Source organism: Bacteroidota bacterium, from assembly GCA_016718825.1.
Classification (GTDB): Bacteria; Bacteroidota; Bacteroidia; order J057; family JADKCL01; genus JADKCL01.
In genome coordinates this window covers 148,362-173,635 of record JADKCL010000014.1, presented here as the reverse complement: position 1 = coordinate 173,635, position 25,274 = coordinate 148,362, and the positions used below count along the sequence as shown (strand labels likewise).

The 25,274-nt window shown below is 48.2% G+C and carries 21 protein-coding genes and 1 pseudogene; 7 read left to right on the top strand and 15 right to left on the bottom strand.

Annotation, left to right across the window (positions count from 1 at the left end; all coding sequences use genetic code 11):
- Positions 1-230 precede the first annotated feature (230 nt).
- The gene (locus tag IPN95_17520) at positions 231-1,466 is read right to left on the bottom strand and encodes a hypothetical protein (protein MBK9451168.1); all 1,236 of its coding nucleotides are present in this window, start codon (positions 1,464-1,466) and stop codon (positions 231-233) included.
- Between the two features lie 986 nt (positions 1,467-2,452).
- Here IPN95_17520 and IPN95_17515 point away from each other — a divergent pair.
- Together IPN95_17515 and IPN95_17510 are read left to right on the top strand one after the other, a co-directional pair.
- Entirely contained in the window at positions 2,453-3,310 is an 858-nt protein-coding gene (locus tag IPN95_17515) for a hypothetical protein (GenBank protein ID MBK9451167.1), read from the top strand.
- Between the two features lie 1,007 nt (positions 3,311-4,317).
- Positions 4,318-4,716 (top strand): T9SS type A sorting domain-containing protein, encoded by a 399-nt coding sequence (locus IPN95_17510; protein ID MBK9451166.1) that lies wholly within the window; start codon positions 4,318-4,320, stop codon positions 4,714-4,716.
- Positions 4,717-4,718: 2 nt separating this feature from the next.
- Here IPN95_17510 and IPN95_17505 read toward each other — a convergent pair whose 3' ends face one another.
- The 3 genes from IPN95_17505 to IPN95_17495 form a co-directional block, all read right to left on the bottom strand.
- On the bottom strand, positions 4,719-4,871 hold the full coding sequence (locus tag IPN95_17505) for a hypothetical protein (GenBank protein MBK9451165.1): 153 nt from the start codon (positions 4,869-4,871) through the stop codon (positions 4,719-4,721).
- A 395-nt stretch (positions 4,872-5,266) separates the two neighbouring features.
- The gene (locus tag IPN95_17500; protein MBK9451164.1) at positions 5,267-5,530 is read right to left on the bottom strand and encodes a hypothetical protein; all 264 of its coding nucleotides are present in this window, start codon (positions 5,528-5,530) and stop codon (positions 5,267-5,269) included.
- A 34-nt stretch (positions 5,531-5,564) separates the two neighbouring features.
- Positions 5,565-6,833, bottom strand: coding sequence for a hypothetical protein (locus tag IPN95_17495; GenBank protein MBK9451163.1), 1,269 nt, complete (start codon positions 6,831-6,833; stop codon positions 5,565-5,567).
- A gap of 455 nt (positions 6,834-7,288) precedes the next feature.
- On the opposite strand from IPN95_17495, the gene IPN95_17490 reads away from it, so the two are divergent.
- Positions 7,289-7,666 (top strand): hypothetical protein, encoded by a 378-nt coding sequence (locus IPN95_17490; protein MBK9451162.1) that lies wholly within the window; start codon positions 7,289-7,291, stop codon positions 7,664-7,666.
- A 93-nt stretch (positions 7,667-7,759) separates the two neighbouring features.
- On the opposite strand, the gene IPN95_17485 is transcribed toward IPN95_17490, so the two are convergent.
- The 4 genes from IPN95_17485 to IPN95_17470 all read right to left on the bottom strand — a co-directional run bounded on the left by IPN95_17485 (position 7,760) and on the right by IPN95_17470 (position 10,789).
- Positions 7,760-8,467: a hypothetical protein gene (locus tag IPN95_17485; protein MBK9451161.1), complete on the bottom strand. Its 708-nt coding sequence runs from the start codon at positions 8,465-8,467 to the stop codon at positions 7,760-7,762.
- A 29-nt stretch (positions 8,468-8,496) separates the two neighbouring features.
- Positions 8,497-8,778 carry a hypothetical protein gene (locus IPN95_17480; protein ID MBK9451160.1) on the bottom strand — a complete coding sequence of 94 codons (282 nt, stop codon included), beginning with the start codon at positions 8,776-8,778 and terminating at the stop codon, positions 8,497-8,499.
- 245 nt (positions 8,779-9,023) lie between these two features.
- Positions 9,024-9,857 carry a hypothetical protein gene (locus IPN95_17475; protein ID MBK9451159.1) on the bottom strand — a complete coding sequence of 278 codons (834 nt, stop codon included), beginning with the start codon at positions 9,855-9,857 and terminating at the stop codon, positions 9,024-9,026.
- A gap of 134 nt (positions 9,858-9,991) precedes the next feature.
- Complete coding sequence (locus IPN95_17470) at positions 9,992-10,789, bottom strand: hypothetical protein (protein MBK9451158.1); 798 nt, start codon at positions 10,787-10,789, stop codon at positions 9,992-9,994.
- A 1,396-nt stretch (positions 10,790-12,185) separates the two neighbouring features.
- Between IPN95_17470 and IPN95_17465 the strand changes: the two genes are divergently transcribed.
- A complete protein-coding gene (locus tag IPN95_17465) occupies positions 12,186-12,953 on the top strand; it encodes a hypothetical protein (protein ID MBK9451157.1) in 768 nt (255 codons plus the stop codon).
- Positions 12,954-13,045: 92 nt separating this feature from the next.
- Here the strand turns inward: IPN95_17465 and IPN95_17460 are convergent, their stop codons facing one another.
- The 7 genes from IPN95_17460 to IPN95_17430 all read right to left on the bottom strand — a co-directional run bounded on the left by IPN95_17460 (position 13,046) and on the right by IPN95_17430 (position 21,612).
- Positions 13,046-14,014 (bottom strand): T9SS type A sorting domain-containing protein, encoded by a 969-nt coding sequence (locus IPN95_17460; protein MBK9451156.1) that lies wholly within the window; start codon positions 14,012-14,014, stop codon positions 13,046-13,048.
- A gap of 297 nt (positions 14,015-14,311) precedes the next feature.
- Complete coding sequence (locus IPN95_17455; protein ID MBK9451155.1) at positions 14,312-15,259, bottom strand: T9SS type A sorting domain-containing protein; 948 nt, start codon at positions 15,257-15,259, stop codon at positions 14,312-14,314.
- Positions 15,260-15,264: 5 nt separating this feature from the next.
- Entirely contained in the window at positions 15,265-16,638 is a 1,374-nt protein-coding gene (locus IPN95_17450) for an SUMF1/EgtB/PvdO family nonheme iron enzyme (GenBank protein ID MBK9451154.1), read from the bottom strand.
- Between the two features lie 151 nt (positions 16,639-16,789).
- Positions 16,790-17,371, bottom strand: a complete 582-nt coding sequence (locus IPN95_17445) for a hypothetical protein (GenBank protein ID MBK9451153.1) — start codon at positions 17,369-17,371, stop codon at positions 16,790-16,792.
- 110 nt (positions 17,372-17,481) lie between these two features.
- Positions 17,482-18,924 (bottom strand): PKD domain-containing protein, encoded by a 1,443-nt coding sequence (locus tag IPN95_17440; protein ID MBK9451152.1) that lies wholly within the window; start codon positions 18,922-18,924, stop codon positions 17,482-17,484.
- A 175-nt stretch (positions 18,925-19,099) separates the two neighbouring features.
- Positions 19,100-20,560 carry a PKD domain-containing protein gene (locus IPN95_17435; protein ID MBK9451151.1) on the bottom strand — a complete coding sequence of 487 codons (1,461 nt, stop codon included), beginning with the start codon at positions 20,558-20,560 and terminating at the stop codon, positions 19,100-19,102.
- Between the two features lie 26 nt (positions 20,561-20,586).
- A complete protein-coding gene (locus IPN95_17430; GenBank protein ID MBK9451150.1) occupies positions 20,587-21,612 on the bottom strand; it encodes a T9SS type A sorting domain-containing protein in 1,026 nt (341 codons plus the stop codon).
- 307 nt (positions 21,613-21,919) lie between these two features.
- Here IPN95_17430 and IPN95_17425 point away from each other — a divergent pair, with 307 nt between their 5' ends.
- The 3 genes and pseudogenes from IPN95_17425 to IPN95_17415 all read left to right on the top strand — a co-directional run bounded on the left by IPN95_17425 (position 21,920) and on the right by IPN95_17415 (position 25,118).
- Entirely contained in the window at positions 21,920-23,347 is a 1,428-nt protein-coding gene (locus tag IPN95_17425) for a hypothetical protein (GenBank protein MBK9451149.1), read from the top strand.
- Positions 23,348-23,665: 318 nt separating this feature from the next.
- The gene (locus IPN95_17420; GenBank protein MBK9451148.1) at positions 23,666-24,190 is read left to right on the top strand and encodes a hypothetical protein; all 525 of its coding nucleotides are present in this window, start codon (positions 23,666-23,668) and stop codon (positions 24,188-24,190) included.
- 679 nt (positions 24,191-24,869) lie between these two features.
- A pseudogene (locus IPN95_17415) lies at positions 24,870-25,118 on the top strand (SprB repeat-containing protein).
- Positions 25,119-25,274 lie beyond the last annotated feature (156 nt).

The following is a 25,274-nucleotide window of genomic DNA, read 5'->3' as shown; positions in this document are numbered from 1 at the left end:
TTGCCTACACCCAAAACTTTGCGAAGCGGTTCTTTGTCGAGCCCGTGATCGGCTTTGGTTGCGGAATCATGACGAGGCAAGTAGTTCCCTACGGGTCGGGACGTTACTTTGGCCCATATCTTCCCTTGCAGCTGAACCTTGGGGTTCGGCTTTAATAGGAATTTCCCCCTTCAGCAACCATGTTTTGGTAGGATTCATCGACGAAAAAATCGGTTTCCTCCCGGCCAAGCTCACATAAAATTCAACCCCAACATAGGGCGATCCCTCCGATTCGATTCACCTGATTGCCAGCCATGAATGCGCCACAGGATAAGTTGGTGTATCGGGTCGTACGGGCTTGCCTTTTCTTCGAGCTTTTTCACGTCGGCTAGGCGTTCTCGCATTTCGTTTGCCACTTGGTAAGGTTGGCGGTTTAGCCAAGGCGCGTTGAGCATGAATTGGTAAAAAGCTTTCGCAAAAGCCCATTCCTCACCTGACTTTTTTCTAAAGAAACTTTCCATTGACTCTCGCTTTTCCCAGAAGGTTTCATGGCTTAATTCCCACAGAGCCAACAATTCGAGCATTTTAAGCGGGCCAATGACGGCATTCTTGGTTTTCTTGGCATCCATCAATGCCTTGCTCATTTGTATGACCTTCTCGAATTGGCAATTGCCGAACTGGATCAGGATTTGGTAAAGTTCCAAGCGCAGCGGGAGGTCTGAGAATTCCTTCTCCATTTCAGCTTGCAATTGGCCAGGGTTCGGTTTGTCCGTTGCACCTTCGGCGGCTTTGCCGAACCTGAAATTGTGAGCCAAACGTAGGGACCGGAACTGATACAATACCCACATCGAAGCAGCAGGATAGAAGTCCCTACCAGAGTAGTGTTCATTTTCATTGAGGTTCAAAAACTGCTTCGCAGCTACGGGTTCTCCTAACTCAACTGCCCTTTTGAATCCGTAAATTCTCATAAAAATTGATTCTATGCGGTTCAGGGCCTTTTCCTGCGCTGATTCCATTTGCTCTTTTGTAATCGTCTGTCCAAGCTTTTTGGCCATGATTAATAGCGATGCCCCCGATGGACGATGAAGGCTACTAAAAATTTCAGAAAGTTCTCCATCCTTGTCCCCGAAATGCTCGGCGTACAATTGCCTCAGCCTTACAAAGATGGTCTCGGCACGCCAAGCTTCGTTTTGCTCTTGCTCCGAAGGAGGGACATCGGAAACTTTCCGAATTCGATTGCGTTCCCATTCAGTAAGGCTATCAACCACAGAAAGCATCTCGTCCATCCAAACAATCTTCTCACTGCGTTCCGCACGCGCATACCGATGCCTCAAAAAAGCCAGCCTTCCGGTGGCTGCTTTCCAGGTGTAGTGATCCTTGTCTTCCTTGCTTTCCCAAACGGCGGCAGCACGGTCTAAGGCAACCTTTCCTTGATCTCGTAAGCCTTTCGCGTACAATGCTTCCGATTGATCCATCAGTTGATTCACTTTTTTGTACCAAGTAGCCTCGGTTGTAGCAACGTATTGCTTCCCCAAAAATTCGAGAAGCTTGTCATAGAGGTTTTCAATGAGGTCGGCGTAGGCTCCTTTGCCCTTTGCCCAAGCCTTGACTTCACTTTCTTCGATCTCATCCTTGGTGATCCCCTTTGTCGACTTGTCAATCAAATGCCGAAATAGGGTGTGGTACTTTGCCTTGTTTCGCTTGGATGTTGCAAAACTTGAAAAGGCGGCCACCTCCGATTCGTCGAGTTTCTCGATAATCTCCATCACATTGAAGAGAATGGAATGCCCTGTGCCAGTCTTATTCATCTTGTATTTCAGTCAATTAGAATAAAACTTGCACTTTTTTTACCGAAAAGCAAACAGGAAAATGCATGAAATTCACGCAACAAACTGTGGTTGACTTGCAAATCAGCCTAAAAAGCTCAAAATCGCCATTTTCATAGCTGTCAACATTTTGCGGAAAAGAAATTTAGATCGGCATTGTACGGGCCTACCCACCCCCCGTAACTTTGGATTGTAATCAAAAGTAAAATCGGAAAGTCATGAACGCCGTGAACCACCGTCCAGGATGGAGGTTCGCCATGTACCTTTTTGCCCACTCGAATTCTCGAAAATGGGCCTTTTAACTCAAATAAAGCATTTACAGTATGTCAGATTCCAAAAAAACGGGGAACGATCAAAAAGTTGACGTGAAGAACCCCAACAACCCGCAGCATCAGAAAGCCAACGACAACAAGTCAAATCAGCAAAACCCCAACCACGATGCCTCCAAGAGCAAGTGAGAAGGTAGAGGTTTGATGTTTCGTTGCGTTCTGATCCCGCCTTGTGTCTGTTTGGATGCAAGGCTTTTGGGTAGCACAATGTTAAAGAATGACCGTTGAACCCCACCCCTTCGTTGTTGGAGTCAAAAAGTTTTTTCGATAGCAAACTTTGTGTAACTTACTCAAAAATAGACTCATTTGTTGATGATTATGGAATACAATCAGGAAAAGCGAAGTGTAGGTCAATTCAAGAACAAGGAGAGCGACTCTTCGGGTGGGATGGGGTCCTTCTTGAGCCCCCCTAATTTTTCTTTGACGGCGGGAGATTCTTCTTCGAATTCAAACCTGCCAATTCAAAGGGTGGAGGCCAAGCAAGCTGGCAATTCATTCAAGGCAAAAGTGAACACTTGGGGGACTGCGATGCGGAAGAAACCCGAAAAGAACCCCAATGAAATTATTGCTGATCTACCTTTTGGACAATTAGTTGACGTGCTCGGGGGCAACTACTGGATCAAGATTCGAACCGAATTGAACGGAAAATCCATCGAAGGTTATGTAAGCTATGAGTTGATTGACAAAATTGATGAGAAAAAGACTTCCGTCGAATCACAGGAGTCTGAAATACTACCATGCTTTGATAATCCAAAAGAGGCCGAACCCATTTTTGAATGGGTAATCCAGCAAATGAAACAAAACATGAATGATCCCCTTGTAACTCGCTTTAGATACCAATTTCTACTTGCCTTAGCTACTGCTGGTATAGTTTCTCAGCCACTTCAATTAGACCTTGCATTACTTTTTAAAAAGTTCCACGGGGAGTGGGACCTCAAGAAAACAATAGGTGAAACAAAATTTATAAGGGATGGACTTACTGAACAATCCTTATTTCAATTAGGTGATAATGCCATCGATAGGGAGGTTTGGTCCAACATCCATTTTGGATTTGTTGGTGCTGCAACTGGATTGCCTCGACACTTTTTAAATGGCGGGGCTGGCATTGCATCATTGCTTGATTTGGGAAAATGGGAACCTTTCACTGATAGACACCAAACAAAAAATCGGTTTTGATATGTACCCCAATTTGCCTTCGAAGCAAGCATTGATTGACATTGTGAATAATGATCCGCTACTGCACGCTCGAAAAGCGAAGGGTTGCGACTAGAATCTTGACCGATCAATTTTGTTAGAATTGGAGCTTGGATGCAAATGTACCACAATCGAAAATTTCTGGTACATACCCCATTGCATCAGCTAAATTTTATTGGCACGAAGCCAAATACATCTCGGGATGATGGAATCGAATTCGACGGCGAGCAATGCGGCAAACATTCCTTCCCCAAGATGAAGCGAATTTGTTTTACTTCGACGAATCCCAACAGTTCCGTATGAAACGAGATGGTTTTCATCAGGAACTTGATGGAAACACGATGATTCCCAACAAATCGTTAGCGAGAGGGCTTTTTTGATAAAAGACACACCAAAATCGAGGTTGGGCCATTCCAGAGCGAAAAAAAATAAAATTGCTTGCGAATGTTCATTTTTCCCATTATCTTACTCGACATGCAATGAAGTTTCAAGATTCAAATTGTCCTGCTAAGTGAATGCTATCCGTAAATTCTCGCTTCATACCCAAAGTACAATCAAAGCACATTTTGATCCTTCTGTTTAAGAAGAAGGCACTCTCCACTTCATTTGGGATGGCCCTCATTCTCATGCTTTCCTTGATTCAGAATGTTGCCATTGCTCAGAATTCGACCGGTACAGGATTCCCTTCACCTGATAGCAATCCATTTACCTCAAATGTGGTTGAAGGTCATAGGTATCAAATCATTTTCGATTCATTGGATGGCAAAGATCGTATCATCAGAATTCGTTTTGAGTTGTCCTCGGAAGCCCTTTGATGAAGAATATCTTGGCATTGTTCAGCTAGACAAACCGTTTTGCCGGATGTCAGAATCACGTTTGGAACAAGCCAAGGCAGACATTCATATCTGACCACAAAAGAGGATGCCCAACTTCCGAATGCAAAAATTGTTGTCCCGCTACCCTTATCACCCTGTAACAATGTCGCAGACGTGGATTTGCATATCACTCCTCACCTTGAGGATCGATTAGCGATGATGGAGGCGATGGTGGAGGCCTCGCAATTGTCGTCATTATTGATTCAAGATCAGTTATTGGCAACTTATGGCAACAAGCAAGCAGTTTCCTGGAGTCGTAATGGTGATCATTCGACGCAAATGCCGAAATTCACACTTGGGCCCAACCCGGCTACCGAACTATGCGTAAATTCACAACAACCTTGCTCAAACGGCCAATTTCGGATTCTGAGTTTGTCCGGAGCGGTTGTGCGTGAGTTTTCCATACCTGCACTTTCTCAGTTTGAATTGGATATTTCCAGTTTCACCCCTGGGGTCTACATGGTGCAAGACGTTCTTCATTCGGCGCGCGCAATTCGATTGGTAAAGCTCTGATGCTATTTCCAAACTGTTGTTTGGTTAAAGGCTTTAGCTTGGTCGATTAAGTTTTGCATTTCTTCCTCTAGCCAGCTGTAACTAACGGTATTTTCCCCCGATTGGAGTTCTTTTTGTTGAGAGCCGGCATCGGCAATAAGGTTGATGAATTTCACTCGCTGATCTTTTAGGTGCGGCTACTTTGGATTGCCTCGATTTTCTTTCTCTTGTAAAGGCCAAAGAAACCAAATACCGCCTGAAATTGTGATACCGTTCTCTAGATATGCTTTTGGCAAAGAAGTCAATCGTTTCAAATGCATGCTGAATCGACTCTTATCACCTTTTATAAATTCCCAATCTCCGACTTCATAACTTATTCGCCATTGAAAAATCGATGCATCAATCACGTTCAAAACATCCTCGGAATTGTCGATGATTGCTTGGAAGCCATTTCTAAGTTGGTGGAACTCATTTTCGCCATTTCGATGAATCCCGCTGAAGTAGTCACATATAAACTAAGTATTCGTAAACAAAGGAATTCTGGCTAGAATCAATCTTATCCTTATAAGAATCAAAGCTCTTTCGCAAGTGACTTGACCATAGCGAGTAAACAGTGATGATGATTTTTGAGGTGGTCTCCTTGGATTTTCCTATTCCTGAGCAAATCTCCGCTCTTCATCGTGGAACGGTAGATTTGTTCAATTTCAACCAAATACTCAAGATTTCCTGGGTTGAGTTGCCGAAGGCCGACGTTGATAAGGTAGGTATAGAAATCCCGCTTGATGTCTTGGGGGATTTGAACAGATTCTTTCTCCACTTCACGAAGTAGCATCATGAATCGATTTCGATCTCCGTTGTTCACGAGCATGTCATATGCCAGTTCGTAGACCTTCGCCAATTTTGGAAGGTTGTTTGGGTTTTTCCGAATTACGGGGATAACGGTGTTGAGTAAATCCTCCTGGATTCATCTCCAACGATCTGGTTTTGGTTTTCGCTGCACATGCTAATTGAAGTCTTAGAATGAAATAGTAATTGTCCGCAAACGTGATGGCTTCTTGGATTGCCGTGCGATCATATCTACGCTGCGCAGAAAGTGCGTATGTCAAATATGTTTCCTCAACCTGTAGTTTGTAAAGCCAATAGCGATCATCCTTGGCAAGATTTTCGAGAACACTACCAGTTCTTTCAAGCTGCAATTCGAAAAACTCATACCACCCACGTTGATTGATGGCCATGATTGTATTGACTGCTACACTTGCTTGGTTCCTTTGGGACTCCACGAATGCTATGTATTCGCGCAATTTCGATGTCGCATCATCGAAGGTTTCGTGGAGGTGCGTGACGTGCTTTGAATTTGGTTCCTTCTTGGAACGCCATCGACGAATGAGTTCGATTTCTCCTATGGCCTTGCCGTCTACCGCTTCAGACAACAAAGTATTCACAAGACCTAGGATATCCGAGTTCTGATTTGGCCTCGCAAGGAACCAAAGGAATTCTTTCCGTTCGATGTCTGTCATTTTGTTCAACATCCGAACCAATTCCTGGCCACCAACCTTCGCCACTGAAAGAAACTCTCTCATTTTCGCTTCCGAATCACGGAGGATTGCTTCTAACGCTTCGGCGGCAATCGCGTCCCATCCACCCCACTGTTTGAAAAATTCAGCATCCCGACGTGGAGGTTTCTCGAATCCCTCTATTGCAAACGATGTGACGAAAAGACTTGTCGGATGCCCTATTCCAGCATTCTGAAAAAGATACTCTTGAAAGTCCACGATCATGGGCCTCCTTTTCCCTTTGAATTCCTTATAGAGCCCTGATGCTCGCAGTCGCAGGATCACCCGAAATTGAAGTAGCCACGATTCCAACTGTGAAAGGATTCCTCGCAGCCATTTGTCGTCACATCGATCTTGGGTAGCCTTCGGACGTGGAAGGAATTCGTACTGGTTATGAAAATCTGCTTTATTGGTCACGCAGTATCCGTTCCAAGCCTTAAGAAAAGACTCATGGGTTCCAGCGTCATTCTTGACTACAGTTTTTACAAAGTATTCGAGGAACAGTCGCCAATCGGCCCCAAACGGTGCCCAAAGCTTAACCAAATCGAGAAAGCCCTGGGTTTCGTTAACGTCCAGTGCGCGCATTCCTTTATATAAATTGGTACCTCGCATAGCACTTCTAGGTATAGGGTGGCGACAAATGCTGAATCGGAACTTTCGTTAGCAAGTTTCGATTCACTCTTTCGAAGGTAACCTTTTTGGGGTTATAGTCCTCTGATTCAAGAACAGATACTGCCTCTTCGTTAGAATTTTTTCAAACACATTTGCCCAAACGGTCCTGCCGATATTCCATTTTTGTTCGTTTTTGTTCGAGGCGAATCGTTGAATACGACGATCTGTAAAGTGCCTTTCCCTCGTACATTTATAAAACGCGATTGGTTCACGGTATTTTCAACAGAAAATTTGTTAGAGGCACTCAGGAAAAAATCCTCTCAAATTCGAATTGTCACCTAGAGAGAACGCAACTTCTCAGAGCTGACAAGGGTGGATGCCGAAAAACCCCTGAATAGAGTAAGCAAGTTAGTCTAATTTTTACTGCTATGTCAAAAATTAAGAAATTCTCATTTTTGGTTGGCTTTGCTTTGTTCCTTGTGATTGGGCAAAATGCAGTTTCAGCACAGCTGTCTCACCCACAGGGGAAAGCGGTTATTGCTGCGACGACTACTACGGAAGAAACCGAGAAAGGTGGTCAGCAGCAAACGATTTTGTTCCAAGGTTCAGGAATCCTCGTTCCATCGGATTACCCAATTCTTGCAGGTATGAGGTTGTATTTCAGCAATTGTTGTTACAGGGAATGTTCAGGAGTTTGGTCACAAAATCAAAACAACAATTGGACTTGTAGTGGCACTGCTGGACCCCTGACTGGTGCAGGCTGTGGTATCAGTCTCCCCAACGACAAAACTGATTTCAAGGATTAACCAACTCTGAAGGTTTCGATCCCTAGGGTGAATGATTGAGCGGTGAAGGAGATTTAGTCCGTTAGTTAGCAGTTTAGATTCCAGTCCCTCATTCTAAAACCTTTTTTTCGCCTGTTTTGAGAGATGCAAAATAATTTTATTCCAGAATTGGCAACTCTTCAAAAGCCCCGACAAGGGGCTTTTGTTATGAGTTTCACCTCCAAGCCGCCAAAAGCGAAATTGAGGCAAATTCACCCGCCACAACAAATCCCAAAGCACCTCAGCCCGTTCCTGAAAAAACTCAAAATAGTCCCCAAAATGCTCAGAATAGGGATTCTCAAACCCCAACCCCAGCCGATCCCTGATCTGCCTGACATTGCCAAATGCTTCAAAAAGCTGCTCCTTGGAAAAGGCGCAGCATACCTCGGCCTCGCGGTAACCGGCTTGGAGGGACGTGACCAAATGTTCGTACTCCAAGGGGGTGATACCCTTGATCGAGCCATCACGGGCCTTGCCGATCTTGCAAAGCAGCGAACCACTGACACGGTAGCGCGTCCGAAGGTATTGCCGAACGACCTTGTCCACCACAGGAACGGCACTTGGCACTCCAAGGCCCGCCTCGCTGATGATCTCGATATTCCGCTCCAATGTGGCCTTGAGTTCGGCATTGTCCATTGCAAGGTAGGTTTCGGCCTCAAGCCGCCCGGCTTCGCAGCTCATGCGGATGTGGTCAAGCTCTTCTGCTGTGACATGGGAGAGGTCGCGGGTTGATTTCGGGTCGGCAGGGTCGCCTTGAACGATTCGGATGATCTTGCTGTCCATGTTGTTACACTATTATAGATGTGTGGTACTCAATTGAAGCGAACGTCCATGGTACCAGGGCCGAACCGCCCGTCTGCGGTGGCCACGCCGTCCTTGACGTTCACCAGCACATCGACTTCGTGCAGGAATTGGTTGGTGCCACGGGGAAGGCCGTCCTTGGTGGTATGGAAAAGGAAAATGAAGTTCTTGTCTGGCCAATCGGCTTTGAGCTGCTGCATCCGCGACAGGTCGAGGTTGCCACGGCTTACCGAATCGGTGATGATAAAATCGTAGGCCGACAGGTTGTAGGGCAGGTTGTTGGAAATGTCCATGTTGGGGGTGCCTAGGCCAACGAATATATTTTTAAAAAATCGATGATGATGCGCCGGATTTTTAGATCATCCCATGGCGCTCGAAACGGTCGTCCCGACCTCGGGACGACCGTTTCAAGCAACGCAGCCATGGGCCAAAAAGACAAGCAGATGTTTGGTTGTTATTGAAAACTTATTTCTGGGGCATCCTCCCTCAATTTTGGCAAAACCAGTCCAGTCGTTGATCGGTACCGGAGACTACAATCTCAAAAAACGCCCACCACAGCCATTTTATTGCAGTGATCATGGCAGGTTTGATGTCCTGCCGCTTCCACGCCTGAGAAAAATCGAATTCCAAGCAAAACGATCAATGCATCCCCAGTGGTTTTTGGCCAAGATACCGGCAACGACAGGTTCAACACCAAATCTTTGCTTCCATATGAGCCAAGCAACAGGTCCCGGTTGCCTTCCAAGTCCAGACTAAACTCTTGTGATTGCACATAGCCCCCATACCCATCCTCTGCCTGATACAGTGCAGCCGGCACTAGGCTCGCTCTGCCATTATCTGTTGCTACCAATCGTACCAACCCAAGCACCAAAGCATAACTGCGATAGCTTTTAGGTCCACAAGTGGGTACCCAAGGCGCATGACAACTAACCTTCAATACCACAACATTTTGCGCTCTATTTACGACAATGCTCGATGCCGACACTAAATCACGATCCAATGGCCAAGCTGCATTGAAGTCAAATCCGAGCAGCGGCACATGGTCTTTCACGGATACAGCGCGACAAGCAGGCACCAAACCATCGGCCTCCCTCCCCATCTTGAGAAACAACTGCATCAAACGCTGATTGAGCTGTTTATCGGCAAATTGATCACCCATTGCTCCCAAACCCTTGTTGAATGAGGCCACATTCTTCCGCACGCGTTCAAATTCTGACATTTTTGCCGACATGTGCCCAAACCGTGGATCAATTTCCCTCCGATCTTCATTTCCAAATGGAGCCTCACGCAACTTGCTGTGATCAGCATGTCGATAATTTCCCACCCCTGAGCAATCCCGAAAATAGCGATCAATTTTTTTTCTTGGTTTCATAATGGATAATGGTTTAACTGTCAACAAAAAGTGTGTAACAACCCAGAGCAACAAACATCCTAGCCCTGCATACCGCCAATTCTCTGGGTTGCATACACACTTCTCAAACACCAAATTCAGCAAATGCCAACACCTCAATAGATGCCCACAACATTCATGGCATTCCCGCTTTCAAGAACGTACATGACGCTGCTCACTTCAGTGTAAAACTCTACACCAACAAGCGTCACCAATGCATCGTTTGCCGTCATGGTCGGCAATCCAGGCAAGTCAGCATTCAACACAATGGTCGTCGGTGCCAAGGCATTCACCGAGTACTCCACAGAGCGTGCCACCATGCTTTTTCCACTCACCAACTCATTCACAGGCCAGTAACCATCGATCGACCCATCATAGATATGGTCAGTTAAGCCCACCACCACCAGCAAAACCACGTAATGACTAGCACCTGCAGGCACCGTCAAATGTGCATCTGGATTAAAGTTGGTCAGCGTCAAGCTCACCCCATTGCGAGCAACATTCACCTGAGGATCCAGCCTGAAGGTCAGCACGGATTCCAAACTGATGCCACGGTGAAGCGGGAATCCCTGAAGTAGAGCGGCATTGTTCAGTGGTTCGACAGGCCGCTGACCACGGATGCCGTTTGCCATACGTACCATCTTCCTGAACTTGCCCGTCAAACGAGAGGAAAGTTGCGAGTCGCCAAACCGCTTAGCTACCTCAGCAAGACCAAAACGCAGAGCTTTGGACACCTTTCCGGCTCCACCAAACTCCATCATGTTCTCACGCATGCGTCTGAACTTAGGGTCGGTCATAATCCGTTTTTTGTCCAGGCTCGTTGTTTCCCGCACAAATTTTTGGCCATCGCGCTGAAACATGTTCACATCGCCAATGTCACCGGATACCTTAAAAAGGCTTTTGTACTTTGCCATAGCAATTACAAATTTGATTTGATAAAACGTGAAAAAACCATTTGAAAAGAACGCACGTCCTCGGAACGCATGGTTCAACATTCGACAAAGTCAACAACAAAAAAATCGGCAAAGGACGAAGTGGCGCCCTGGCAGGACGAACGGGTAGTTTGACTGTACGAACGGGCACATTGACCATTTTCCCGATTTCGATGCGGAGTAAACACGGAGTAAATACGGGCTATACGCGGCTTAAATGCACCATTTAACCCTTTCATTTTGTGGTATTTGTTCTATCTGTGATAAGATAATATGCTTGTGCGGACCTTTGCCGATATCAATCTGTTCTGCTCTTTCGATGGCCCGAAGGGCCTAAGGAATGATTTTTCTATAAGTTCCAAGATTATGTGCAGGATTCTTGGTTCAGAGCAACGCAGCTATGGGCCAAGAAGACAAGCATAATGCAGGAACTTATAGAAATTTAATATGCTTGTCCGAAACGTTGCCAGTAGCTATCTGATTTGTGCTTTGGATGGCCCGAAGGGCCTAAACAACAATAGCCGTGGGCGAAGCCCATGGTTGATTGCCGAACACCTATTTTCCGCCGCCTGCCCCGCCGCGGGCGGGGCAGGCGGCGGAAAATCAGGGATGTACCCTACCTCGTGCGCCGCGCCGTACGGGGCTATCACAATTCAGGCCCTCCGGGCCAGGAACAAATTGAAAACATGGTATTGTACACACTGGCAATCATTCCGATAAGCATTAAATTCAATCCTCACTTGCTTATCCCAACCAAATTGGCCATTCTTGCAATGTCCAGCCGCTGTGCCTAGGGTTCAACCCAATTCACCCTTTAACGAACCGCAAAACAACCAATTACTCCGTACATACTCCGCATATACTCCGTGTTTACTCCGTAATTACTCCGTATATACTTCGGGTATACTTCGGGTATACTTCGGGTGTACTACGGGTGTACTTCGGGATTGCCCCGTTTGCCATTGGGCATTCCTAACCCTACCGTCAGGCAATACAGAAATAGTTTGGGTACGTAATCTAAAGGCCTAACATAGCTCCCCCCAGAAGTATTGAATTTATTGTGAATTCATGCAAAAATTTAACATTAGACCACATTTTTAACCAAACCATTAGTCGCGCAGCATCAACAGAGCTACCCCAAAAACCACCTTGGACGTATCATATTTTTTAAAAATTTTTCAACATTTTGGGCATTTTTCTTCATACAACAATAGATTCACTATTGACAATTCTAAACCACCCAACTATCTTTAGCTAAATCTTAAATGCCAAACTTCATAGAAATTTAACTCCCAGGCACCTACATCCAATCAAAACGCTATTGACATAATTGAAATTTTCCAACCGCAATATCCTATAACTTAATCCGAATTTCAACATGGCAAAATCCAAAAATCCATTGCTCATCCAAGGCACAATCAACGACCTGACCTATTACACATACAAGGGAAACCCTTGTGTAAGGCGAAAGTCCAGCCTCACCCGTGACAAGTTTATGAAGGACATGGCTTTCGCCGGAGCCAGAGCTTCAGGTAGTATTTTCGGGAGAGCTTCAACCGCATCAAAACAGTTCAGGCTTGCGATTTCACCTTTTGATAAAGCGTTTTCTGACGGCTCCCTGCACAACCGACTGACGCAACAAATTGCAGCACAACTTCACCATCATCCTGATTATTATGCCGATGGTGTTTTCAATTGGCATGCATTGGTACCAAGCCTGCAAACATTTTCATTTGACCAGTTCCACAAGTTTGAAAACATCGTCAATTTAGAATGCTGCCCAACAGTATCTAACACAGGCGAACGCATTCATTTCCAATTTTCCAATCAATACGGTCCGATTTTTAACCATGCAAGCAATAATTCCCATTTTCGCATGCATCTTGTTTTAGTGCCGATCGGTGATGCAACCAATGCGCGCAGCTTTGACCACAACACCGACCTCAGCACAGAAGCTACCTGGACCAGTGAATGGCTCGATGCGAAAAAACGCCTCGACCACGATCACATCCTGGAAATCCCAGCGTTTATGCGACGAGGCAAACCGATAGCTATCCTCCTCGCAATCGAGCCCGGATTTCAAGAAGGCTCCAACGTTTACACCAGCTTTAGCAACCGCGCCATGAAATTATTGATGATGGTGTAGGCTGTAGTATCTGGGTGGCTCTCGACGTTGCGTTGAGCATTTTGCGAAATGCGCATCCGGAAGATTGCCGGTACCGATCGCGTATTTCTAAATTATTCCTTGATCAGCCGTCCACTTTTGATCGAGCCATCTGTACAAAGCACGCGATAGAAATAGATACCGATGGGCAATTCTGAAAGATTCAGCGAAACTTCGCCTTGAAATGTTGTTTGCAATACGCTTCGCCCAGCAATGTCAAGGAGCATGAATTGTGCATTGCCGGCAGATGGAGTAACAATATGAACCTCGGAGCGCGCTGGATTTGGGAATAACAACACTTGTGTCTCGACCGTTGCAGGAACCGCTGTGACATTACAGGGCGTGGTGGGAACAAGGGAAACATCGTCGATATAGATATAGGCGGCCCCGACCGGCACAGATGGATTGGTATGAAGGGTATCGGTGTGCGCCTCGTCATCGAAATTGCCGATGATAATATAGCTTTCGCCTCCCTCAGCCATGTAATCGCCGCTCATCAAGGTCCAGTTGAGGGTATCTGCCACGTTGGTTGATGGGTTCACGATCTGCGGTTGGAAGGGTAGGGGGAAGAAGTTGTTGACCCCGGTCACAGCGGTATCGGAGAAGTACACCCCAAGATTGGCACAGGTGTATTGGTAATAGTTGGCGTGGTTGAAATACATTTCGAAGTGGTAGCATTCTCCTGCGGTCAGCGGCGCGGTCAAGGGTACCTCGATGTATTCGCGGACGCTGTCGGGATTGGAGGCCCATAAGTGGATTCCGGCGTATCCGCTTCCCGTGCGTGCCCATTGAAAACCACAGAGGTTGCGCGGAACCGGGACATACATGTAGGAACATTCGTTGAAGTAGTCGGGTGTTCCGGTTTGTGTACCGGGAAGTCCTGTGGATGGATTCATCCAAGGCACTGCCTTGTACAGCTGATTTTGACTGTTGGGGCAGGATGTGTACTGCTCAAAACTGGGATTGGGAACCAAGTTTTGGGCGATGATGGAAATCGATCCCGATACAAGCGCGAAACAAAGAATAAGCCATTTTTTGATCATCCGCCGAAGTTAAACAGGATTGACATCCTTCTTTCTCAAAAGCAGCGCGGCTGTTCAAAGTCGCCGCTGAACGGCTTCAGTCCTCGATGAGCGGGAGTACCCTTGCTATCTGATTTCCCTTTGGCCAGTCTTTATCGTGTGAATTTTGCCATTCGGTAGATGCTGTCGAAGGGCAAAATTCGTGGCTCAACACAAAGCATCCTGCGGTAATCAAACAGGAGCAATGCGCTCCAAACGAGATTTGCCTGCGTAGAGTTCGCGTCAAAAATCGATGAAGGATATTCTTTTGAGCACCGATTACTGTACCACAAACCGCCTGTGCAACCGTTCGCGGCCATTGTGCAAGGTCAGGAAATATACGCCGGCAGTCATCCCATCCGTGCTGATTTCATGGTGGACAGTTGAAGACGTTGCGGGAATTTGAAACGCTTGAACGATATGTCCCAAAGCATCTACAATCGCAATGTCCAACGGCAAAGCCGCTGCACTTTCATAATGAAGCTGCAAATTGTTGCCTTGACCAAGTGGATTCGGATAGAGGACAAGGCTTGTACCGGTCTTCGTCGGTTTGACCAAGGCAACGGTGTTGGAAACTGCAAATCCTCCGTTCAAATCTACTTGGCGCCAGCGGTAGAAGTTCACACCTTCGTGCATGTCACGATCCCAAAGTTCGTATTTGCGGGTGGTGCTGCTGCTTGCCTGTCCGGGAAGGAAGCCAATTTCGGTCCATTGCAATTGCTCCCGGCTACGTTCCACAATGAAGCCGAGGTTATGCGTTTCAGAATGGGTAAACCACCAGAGATAGGCATCGTTGCCTTCCACTTCTCCGAGCAATTCGGAGGTGACCACCGCCAAGGGAGCACAGGGCAGGGTGGCGAGGGCGTGTCCATCGCGCTGACTTGCAAAAAATGCAGTGCATGGGACCGGACTCAAGAAGATGCTGCTGCCATATCCGTCGCGTTGTCCGCCTTCAAACATGCCACAGGAATCGGGTGAAACCAACAATGCGCGCGCAGATCCATCTGCGAGGCCGCCATCAAAGTTGTTGCAAGGATCGGGATTGGGCAAAGCCGCAAATGCATGTCCATCCGCCTGATTGCCAAAAAAAGATGCGCAGTTAATGCCGGAAGCAAGTATCACGCTGACATGTCCGTCGCCTGCGCCACCGGTGAATTGCGACCACGCCCCACCATGCACGGCGAGCAACGCCATGGTCAAGAGGAGATATCGCAATAGATGTTGCATTTATTTTAGAAGCGGCAGCCTCTGCCACCTTGGTTGTTGGCACGAATGGTGGTCGTGTAAATCGCCAATGAGCGGTCAGAGATGCGCAAGTCAGCCACAGCTGCCGACCATCCGCCTCCGCGAATGCCCGCACTTGCGGCTGTGACCCAGCCCGGTACGTTCCAGAGGCCGACCGGTGTGATGCTGCCGTCACCGTTGGTCGGTAGAAAGGCACGCCCTGTTACGTTGCCCGCGGTGATGACGTATTCCCAAATGTTTCCGCTCATTTCGCAAATACCATAATAGGTAGCACCAAGTTGGAGGCGATTGGTGGTCCCTGAGCCTGCAAATCCTGTGCGCAGCGGTCCAAGAAGGGTATTGTTGCCGTAATTGGCAATACCATTGCCGGGCGGGATGGGGTTGCTCACCGATTCAGTGGGTGTGCCGTCATTGGTCGGTGTATTGGCATCTACAATAAATGTCGTGCCCCAGACATATTCGTCAGGAACGTAGATGGATTTCCCACGGCAGGCTTTTTCAAATTCGAGCTCCGTCATGGGACGCAAGGCCGCCCAATCGAGGTAGGTGAGTAAATCGTCCCAGCTCATCCAATTCATCGCGCGGTTGCCTGCGGTTGCGGTATGAATTGGCCAGGTGCCACCGACTGTATAACGGTTTGCAACGCTTACTTGATACCGGGCAGCATCTTGGGTGGAGGTCAGCGTGTTGAGGTAGTCGACGTATTGCTCCTGTGAAATCTCGTATTTCATGCAATAAAATGCGCGGTATCCCTTGGGGTAGGGCGCAGGAATGGTGCCGGCCACAATCTGTGCGGCAGCGTAAAGGTTCGTGCCGCTGTTAGCAACTGTGATCGCACTCTCAGAATTGATGTAATAAGGCTGTGCGACATTGGTGCCCTCGCGCCAAGTGTAGGTGCTGCTGCCGTCGCCAAGATAGAAACTGTCTTGTGGTACATAGACCATTTCGATGCCGAAAACATTAAAATCGTAGTTGCCAGGCGGAATTCCGATCAAGCGAAGGGTCACATTCACATTGCTGATGTTGCCTACGCCGTCTCCTGCACGGTAGATCATGACACCGGTCTGCTCGGCTGTGGTATCTGCAAACAGCGGCGAAGCGGCTCCTGCACTGTCGACATGGGCGTGGTTCCATTGCAAGCTGCCGCAGTCACGGTATTTGACAAACAGCCAAACAGCGTCATAATTGTACGGCGCAGTGCTCATGGTGCGCCAACTGTTGTCCCAGCTCACGTTAAAAGACAACAAGGTTCCGCTGAGCGCAACATTGGAGACCTGAAGATTGTTGGCAATCACGCCACCGGTGAATCCAAATCCCAAAACCAGGACTACAAGGCAAAAAAACTGCTTCACTGCTTTCATGGCAAATCCTCTGTACTACCGAACTGAAAAATGAACAAGGAAAGGTTTGTAGCCGTCATTTAGCTTCCCAACAACCCTCAACCGCGAAAAGTGAGACCGTTACGATCCCAATTCTCCGCAAATTTAATAGAAATTTTGGTTGGATTCAAACTCAACTCCTATGCTTTCCGCTGTCATATTCTCCCTCAAAGACCCTGTAAGCCGGACTGCTCATGAAGTGAAAGACTTTGCGGAAGTCGAGGTAGGAAATCACTTTGGTATTTTGACCAGAGACAACTTCGATATGTTTGAGCATCGCTTCGAGGAAAGGCATTTCGATGTCGAAGCCCTTCACCATGCTGGTCAGTTTCACTGGTTCACCGATCATGCGGGCCTCAGCGAATTTTTTCCATTTTACCAGCGGACCTTTTTTGGTCAGGTCTTGCTTGGGCTCGCGCGTGCCTGAAGCACGTGTGGAGGGTGACTTTGGTGCAGCATTCTTTTCGCGTGGCATGTATTTCACGTCAAAGACATAGGCTTCCTCACCCGGGCGCACAAACACGATGACTTCCCTTTTGACCAAGGCGTTCAAATCGGTGTCACCAAATGGCCCAAAGACCGTTTTGATTTGCTTGGATTTGAGCTCCAAAATGATTTTGCTCCGGTCTTCGGTCACGAGCGTGAGCTTGCCCCTTACCTGCTCAATCGAAGGATTTGCAATGAGACGATCCAATACTAAGGAGACGGCTTTCATAACCAAACGGAATTTTTACCAACAACAATCCCTGCAAAGCTATGCAAAAGGCGTGGCTACTCCGCTTTTTCAGGCGTTTTCAATCGTTTTTTCTGCGAATCCGTTCTTCGTCAATGGGCTACTACAAGCTTTTGGGTACTTGAGCCCATTCCAGTCTGCACCTGCAACAAGTAGATTCCCGGAGCGAATCCGGCTACATCCAAATTGAAGTGATGTGCCCCGCGTGATTGAATTCCTGCATCTTCGGATGCCATGATTCGGCCCGACAGATCTAGAATCTTGCATCTTAAAGCTCCTGCACGCTCCATCATCACCTTCACCTGTATCCGGTCCGTCGCTGGATTGGGGAAAATGCTCCATTCGGTGAAGGATTCTGCCGGACTTGCTGCCGCAGTCAAGACGCCGGGCACTACCTGAATGGTGAAGGCTGCGCCGAGTTTGTTGATGACAGTGATCGAGTCACAAAAAGTTGAGGTGCAGGTATTGGTCGAATCCCAGACAGAAAGGCAGATCATGTATGTGCCGGGACCCGCATAAGTATGTGATGGATACGCCGCGTTGGATGTGCCACCGTCTCCGAAATCCCATTGATAGCTGAGCCCCAGACCCCAAGAATTGTTGACCAGCAACAACGAATATTGACCGGATGTATCTGGAATGGCGGAAAAGGAGGCGTTGCAAGCCACATTGGGCGTCACGACACCGACGCAACCCGTTGCGATGCAGGAGTCGGAAAACATTACCGTCACACAAGCCGAATAGTTTCCATTGTTGGGATAGCTGTAAAGGACGCTGTCGCTGCCATTGCTCAGGGTGTTTCCATCCCCGAAGTCATAAAAATAGTTCACCGGAATGCCGGTCCCTGTTGCAGCAGCAGAAAACCCGTAAGCCCCGCTAGGGAAAACGCCGTAGTTCAACGTGACTTGGCAATTGGCGTTGATCGACCCGACGGTAACTGAATCACAGAAGGTCGCGGTGCAACCGTTGTTGGTCGTAATGGTAAGGCAAGCGAGGTAGGTTCCAAACGATGGGTAATTGTGAAGCATATTCAAACCAAAAGCAGAGTCGCCATCTCCGAACTGCCATTCCCAGTTGACGATAGCACCCAAGTTGGTCGTTGAATAGTCATGGAAAACTACGTTTGTTCCGCCGATTTGAGGTATGGCCATGAAGGAAGCAGTGCAACCTGCAGTAGGCACACAAATCCCGAAATCAAAGTTGGTGAGGTTGGCGCTGCCATTGTTGAAGGCAAAATGCAATGACTGTATCATTCCGTTGCAATCCTGCACATTCACCTCACCATTTCCGAGCAAGGGGCCATTGATCGTGGGGAAGCTGAATTGGTAGGCCCCGACGGAATCCGTATAGACCGTGGATTGAAGGACCAAATTGGAGCTCATCGAATCGTACACGACGATTTCCACGGGATAATTTGCCGTTCCAAAGCCGGTTCCGGTGTCGGTGATCGTTCCCGAAACATTAACCTGTTGTGCCTGCATTGTGGTAAGGCCGCAGACGATCATCCAAAACGTCCAAATAAGATGCTTTTTCATGTTCAAACGATTGATTTCCAATTCCCCAATCTTCTGCGAATGTCGGAATAGCATCGCCAAATTCCTAATCAAAACCGGGCTTTCTACGTGGTTTCGAGGCGCTTCATTTAAAAACTACAGCCTCCCCGAATTCGAGGAGGCTGTAACAGAGGATCAAACGATTTTCCTGGAAAAATCAGTGTGCAATCATCACCTTGTGGGTGCTTTGACCGTTGTTGGTGGTCACACGGGCGAGGTAGAGGCCGGCTGGCAAGTCTTGCGTCTGCAAGCGGATGCCATGTTTGCCGCTGTTCAATTCGCCGACATTTTCCGTGGCAACAACCCTTCCGCTGACATCCATCAACGCGATTCCAACATTGCTGTTGTCAGTCAATGTTACATCGACTTGCAAGAAGTCACGCGCCGGATTGGGGTAGATGCTCACGTTGGCCGCGGCATTTTGATTCGGATTCACAGAGGTTGCGCCATTGGCAATCACGTTGATGGTGAATGGGGTAGCGACTTTATTGACCACCACCAAGGAATCACAATAGGTGTCGGTACACTGTGGATTGTTGCTCGTGACCGTGACGCAAACCACAAATGTGCCTGGGCCGCTGTAGGTATGTTGCGGATAAGCTTGGGTACTCGAGCTACCGTCACCAAAGGTCCACTGATAGCTCAGGTTGTTGCCGGCGGAAGTGTTGACCACGATGATGCTGTAGTTGCCGCTGGAATCAGGATACCAGAAGAAGCCGGCTTGGCAGCCCAATGCGCCGGTCGTCGTGACCGTTGCACAGCTGCGCGCAATGCATGAATCGCTGAAAATGACATCCACACAGGCAATATAGGTGCCGCTGACGGCGTAGGTATGCGTTTCCGATGCATTTGCGCTGCCCAAAATCGGGCTGCCATCGCCAAAGTCATAGGAATATCCGACGATCGTGCCGGAACCGGATGCAGTCACAGAATACGTTACGCTACCACCTGGATTGACGTTGGGGGTCAACGTTGCATTGCAGAAAATACCGGTGTTGTTGCCCACGTAAACGGAGTCGCAATACGTATCGGTGCAGCCCGTCGACGTTGTGATGTCCAAACAGACGACGTAGGATCCCATAGCATTGTAGCTGTGGCTGGGGTTTTGCAAGCTGCTCGTCCCTCCGTCGCCAAAGTTCCAAGACCAAGCCGTGATATTGCCTGTACTGGCAGTAGACTGATCCGCAAACTGCACGTTGGTTGAGCCCTGAATCCATGTGGCCGAGAACGCCGAATTGCAGTTGTTTTGCACTGTGGTGCAAATCTGATGGTTCAAGTTGGGAATCGTGGTGGTATTGTTGGTGAATGTATAATTCACCACACTGTAGCCGCCGGGTGTGCAATCACGCGTTCCAGTATAACCTGTACCTTGGTTCAAACCGATCACCACAGGAACCACTGCGGAGTATTGGCCAAGTGCGTCGGTCGTCACTGTTGTAAAGTAGCTGTAGCCAAAAAAGTTGCTGGAGTCAATTGCGACATCTACCAAGTGGTTGGCCACGGGGGCACCTCCATTGATGTCTGTAACCGTTCCGGAAACCGTGATGTAGTAGACTTGAGCCTGTGCCCAAGAGAGACAAATTGCAAGCAAGAATGTGAATACGCCTAATTTTTTCATTGTGTTTACCCTAATTGTAGAAGTCCTTATTTCGAGTTTAGAATCAACTTTTTGCGTTGAATGCCAGTTTCTGAGTGCACTTCCAGAAAGTAGCAGCCTGCAGCAAGTTGCGCTGTATCAAATGTTTCAAGTTGATGATTCAAGTTTTTGCGTTCCAAAACCAATCGGCCGCGACTGTCCCAGAGCAGCACCTTCGCCATGCGTAGGTCGCTGTGGACGATGAACCGATTGCTCGCCGGATTGGGATATACTTCGACTGCATTGGAAAAAGGATCCGTGCGCGCCGTAATGACGGTAAGGGTATCCCCAAGTGGATGAAGACCCACCATTGCAGCCGAAGCCGTCATACCCAAAACATAGGTGGGTTCGAGCAGCAAATCCCAGCGTCCATTGACGCGGATGTTGTCGTCCATCACGATGCCGATCGTTCCCAAGGTGCCATATCCCATTCGATTGCTGTGGTCTGTGGCGGTTACCGCCAAGTAGATCTTTCCTAGAATCGTATCGGCCCGAGCAAAAAGAATCGAATTGCCCATCGAATCCGCCAAAAATCCACCCGTCCAGTTGAGGTTGATATTGTCGACGATCTGCGGGTCGTAGCTGATCGTCAAGGCCAAACCATAGATGCTGTCTACCGGATTCGCCTGAGAACCAAGCTCGATGCTGAGTGTCAACACCGTCGTCCCTTGTACAAAAATGGAATCCTGAACGAGATTGATGCCGACTGTGGGATTATTTCCCGTTCCAATCGAATTGACATCGGTGATCGTTGCGCCAAATGGCTGTCCAAAGTTGGCTTCGATGGCCAAGGCATCAAACCGGTCTACCAAACCATCTCCGTTGCAATCGGCGTGCGCAGCATTGACCCCAACCGGTTGACCAACCCAGCTTTGGGCAGGGTGGGCGCTCCAAATGATGTCCTGCGCATTCCGCGGCGGACCCGTGAAAAGATAGGATTGCCCGATTTGCAGCAAGTCGACGTGGGTGCAGCCACCGTTGGCATTGGCATCCCCGGGAAACACGGAGAGGAACTGTGCGTTCGCCTGCAGCATTCCAATCAAGACAAGGCAAAATAGAGCTGATAACTTCCTCATAACTGGCATTTTGAAATACGCCTTTTTATCTAATGTCAAACTTAAGGGGGAGAATTTGCGTGGCGAAATACATTTTCTTCTCTTTCTTGAGCAGAATTTGCAGAATTATCAGAATCAATGTTTGGAGTTGAATTTAAAAATTGATTTGTAAATCAGTTGAGTATGTTTTTTGAGCATTTTTAGATAGTTAAAATTGTGGAACTATTTTTTGAAAGAAAGTTTTCTTTGGGCTACTTTTTGATGCGAAAAATTGCGTCTTTTGGGAATGCATGCTAGCAAATTGGTGGCGTTGTTGCGGACTTTTCGCGTTTCGGAGCTTCGGCGGTTTGAAGATTTTTTGGAATCGCCCTACTTCAATCGCAGCGAAGGGCTTTTGGAGCTTTTCCGGGTATTGAAGAAAACTGCGCCTGATTTTTCTGCCGAAAAACTGGACCGCTACGAGGTTTGGGACCTTGCGCATCCCGGCAAGCCGGCTACAGAGCAGGATATCGCCACCGAAATGAATGCCCTTTTGCGACAGGCTGAGGCATTTTTGGGATTCGAGCAATACCAAAACCACGAATCCCTGCGTGAATTGCATGTGCTCGAGGCATTTGAACGACGTCCCTTGGAAAAGAACTTCCGCCTGCAGCTCAAGCGCATCCATCAGAAATTGGACAAGGAAACCACGCAGACAGAGGATCATTTTTGGCGCCGGTACCAAGCCGCGGGCATCGAAGTGCGTGAGATGTTGAACCGTCAGGTACGAACGTACGATGCCAATTTGCAGGAAATGGTCGATTATCTCGATGATTTTTACTTGATTTCCCGTTTGCGGCTCACCTGTGAAGTCATCAACCGGCAGTCGATTCTCTCAGGCAAATACGACACGCGCCTCACGGGAGGCTTGCTGACCTACCTCCACAATTATGACCATGAAAAGGTGCCGACGATGGCTGCCTATTATATGGTGTTGCGGCTGCTCATTGGCGAGGCCGGTGCTGACAGCTTTGAACGGCTTTCGCAGTTGCTGATTCACAATGCGACTGCCTTTGGCGACGAGGCATGGCGGGAGCTCTTTTCCTATGCGCAAAATTATTGCATCCGGCAGGTGAGGGCAGGGGAGGCGGCCTACCTTGAAGCCCTGCACAAGCTGTACCGTTCGGCGTTGGAGACGGGAAATATCCTTGAAAACGGCATTCTCTCTGCTTGGAAGTACAAAAATATCGCAAGTGTGGGGTTGCGGCTCTCCGAATTTGATTGGGTGGAGGAATTCATCAACAAGTACAAGCAAAACCTGCCCGTGGACTTCCGCGAAAACGCCTATTCCTACAACCTTGCGGATTTGCATTACCACCGGGGCGAATATGACAAGGCGCTGCGCAACCTTTTGCGTGTCGAGTTTACAGACGTGTTTTATTCCTTGGATACCCGCAAAATGATGCTGATGATCTATTTTGAACAGGGTGACACCGAACCGATGCTTTCTTTGATCACCTCATTCCGCTCGTTTTTGCGGCGCAATCAACTCATTTCCGAAGGCAACCGCGCTGCCTACACCAATTTTGTGAATTTACTGCATGCCATTTACCGGGCGAGTTTGAAATTGGCGGATACAGGCAGGCTTCAAGCGCAGATCGCGGCGACGCAGCCGTTGGTTGAAGAAGCTTGGTTGATGGAAAAGGCCGCAAAAGGTTTTCTGGAGCGGCCCTAGCCAATGATAGCCAAATGGACGTTCGTAGGGCGGACGAATCAAGGTTCGTGGATAATCAATCTTTGTAATTCCGCGTCGGATCGTTTGTTTTGCATTAGGAAATCGATCGTGCACTTGGAATCAAGGGTTTTGTGTTGGGTAACGAAGTACAGTTCAAGCACTGTTTCTGCCCAATCAGCCATGAATTTTGGTGAGACTTCGTTTTCTGGTTAAATTTTGGGATTGATGTGGCCCTTTCGGGTTGCATCGTGGGTGGGGCTCCCCAAAACAGTGTTTGCCCCGGTTTTTGGAGATTTCAATGATCTACGCCTGTAGTCTATGAAAAAAGTCGTTTTAGTTGTTTTCTGCTCAATTCTTGTTGCCTTTTCAACTGCGTATGCCCAACCGACCATCTCATGCCCTGGCGTGGATGCCGGGAATGATACCACTCTTGGTTGCGGTGGTTGCGTGAACTTGACTGCCGTACCGGTCTCCGGCTTTGCGCCGACGACCTACAACGTGCAGACCATTCCTTACAACCCCTATTCCTTCAGCACCGGGGCACCGATCATTATCAACCAAGACGATGTATGGGGGCCAATCACGACGCTCCCTTTTGATTATTGTTTTTATGGAACCAACTACACCCAAGCGCAGCCAGGGTCCAACGGAATGGTTTCGTTTGCTTTGAATGCGGTTGGTTCAAATTGCCCTTGGCCAATCAACGCGCCAATTCCAGATCCAGGAGCACCTCTTAACTGTATCATGGGACCATGGCATGACATCAACCCTGCATTCGGTGGGGCAGTGTATGCCCAGTTGTATGGAACTGCTCCCTGCCGTGTTTACGTGGTTTCTTGGTAGCAGAATGCAATGTTTTCATGCACTGGTTCGTTCACAACTCAGCAAATTGCAATCTACGAAACGACCAATATCATTGAAGTCTATATTCAAGAAAAGCCACTTTGCTCGACTTGGAACGGTGGCGCTTCAATTTTGGGTTTGCACAATGCCACTGGAACATGCCGCAGTCGCGGTTCCTGGGCGCAATTTCCGACGCAATGGAGTGCAACCAACGAAGGTTGGCGTTGGACTCCCGCAGGTGCATCAAACCATACGAAGTTGCCTGGTACCAAGTCGGCAACCCTGTCGCAATCGGCACATCGTTGGCAGTTACTGCCTGTCCTACTTCAAACACATCCTACTATGCTGAGATTACCTATACCAACTGCGACGGTAGCACGGTTCAGGTTCGCGATACTGTCAACGTTGGCTTTACTCCTGGTTTCAGCCTAAACCCAACTGTCAACGACGTCAACTGCCCAGGTGCTGCAACGGGATCTGCAAGCGTGGAATCCATCGGGAGGTTTCCCGCCTTTCGTCTTATTTGTGGGCAATTGGCTCAACCACAAGTTCGATTTAACAACGTGCCTGCGGGTACCTGTAACGGTGACCGTTACAGACGTGTTGGATGTCAGTTGATTGAGTCTTATACGATTCTCCAGCCAACGACTTCAAATACGCCTCAGCTACCAATTAACTTTGTTTTGGCGGAAACAACGGAGCGGCATCGACGGCAGCAGTTGGCGGCACCCCCGGATATACCTATTCTTGGACACCAACGGGGCAGACTGCACAAACTGCGCCGCTTGACGGCTGGCCAATACATCGTGCCGTGACAGATGCCAATGGATGCACCTCATCCGAGATACCGTCACCGTGGGCCGACACAAATTATTCCAGCTTCAACAATGTCGCCGGCTTGGTGTTTTGGCACGTCATCTGGAACTGAAACGCAAAGTGCTAGTGGTGGCGTCCCCGGATACAACATACATGGTCCAATGGCCAAGCGACTCCCACTGCTACTGGTTTGCCTGCTGGCAGCTACTGTTACGGTTACAGATTTCAAACGGCTGTACAGCAATTACCTCCATTCAAGTCACGCAGC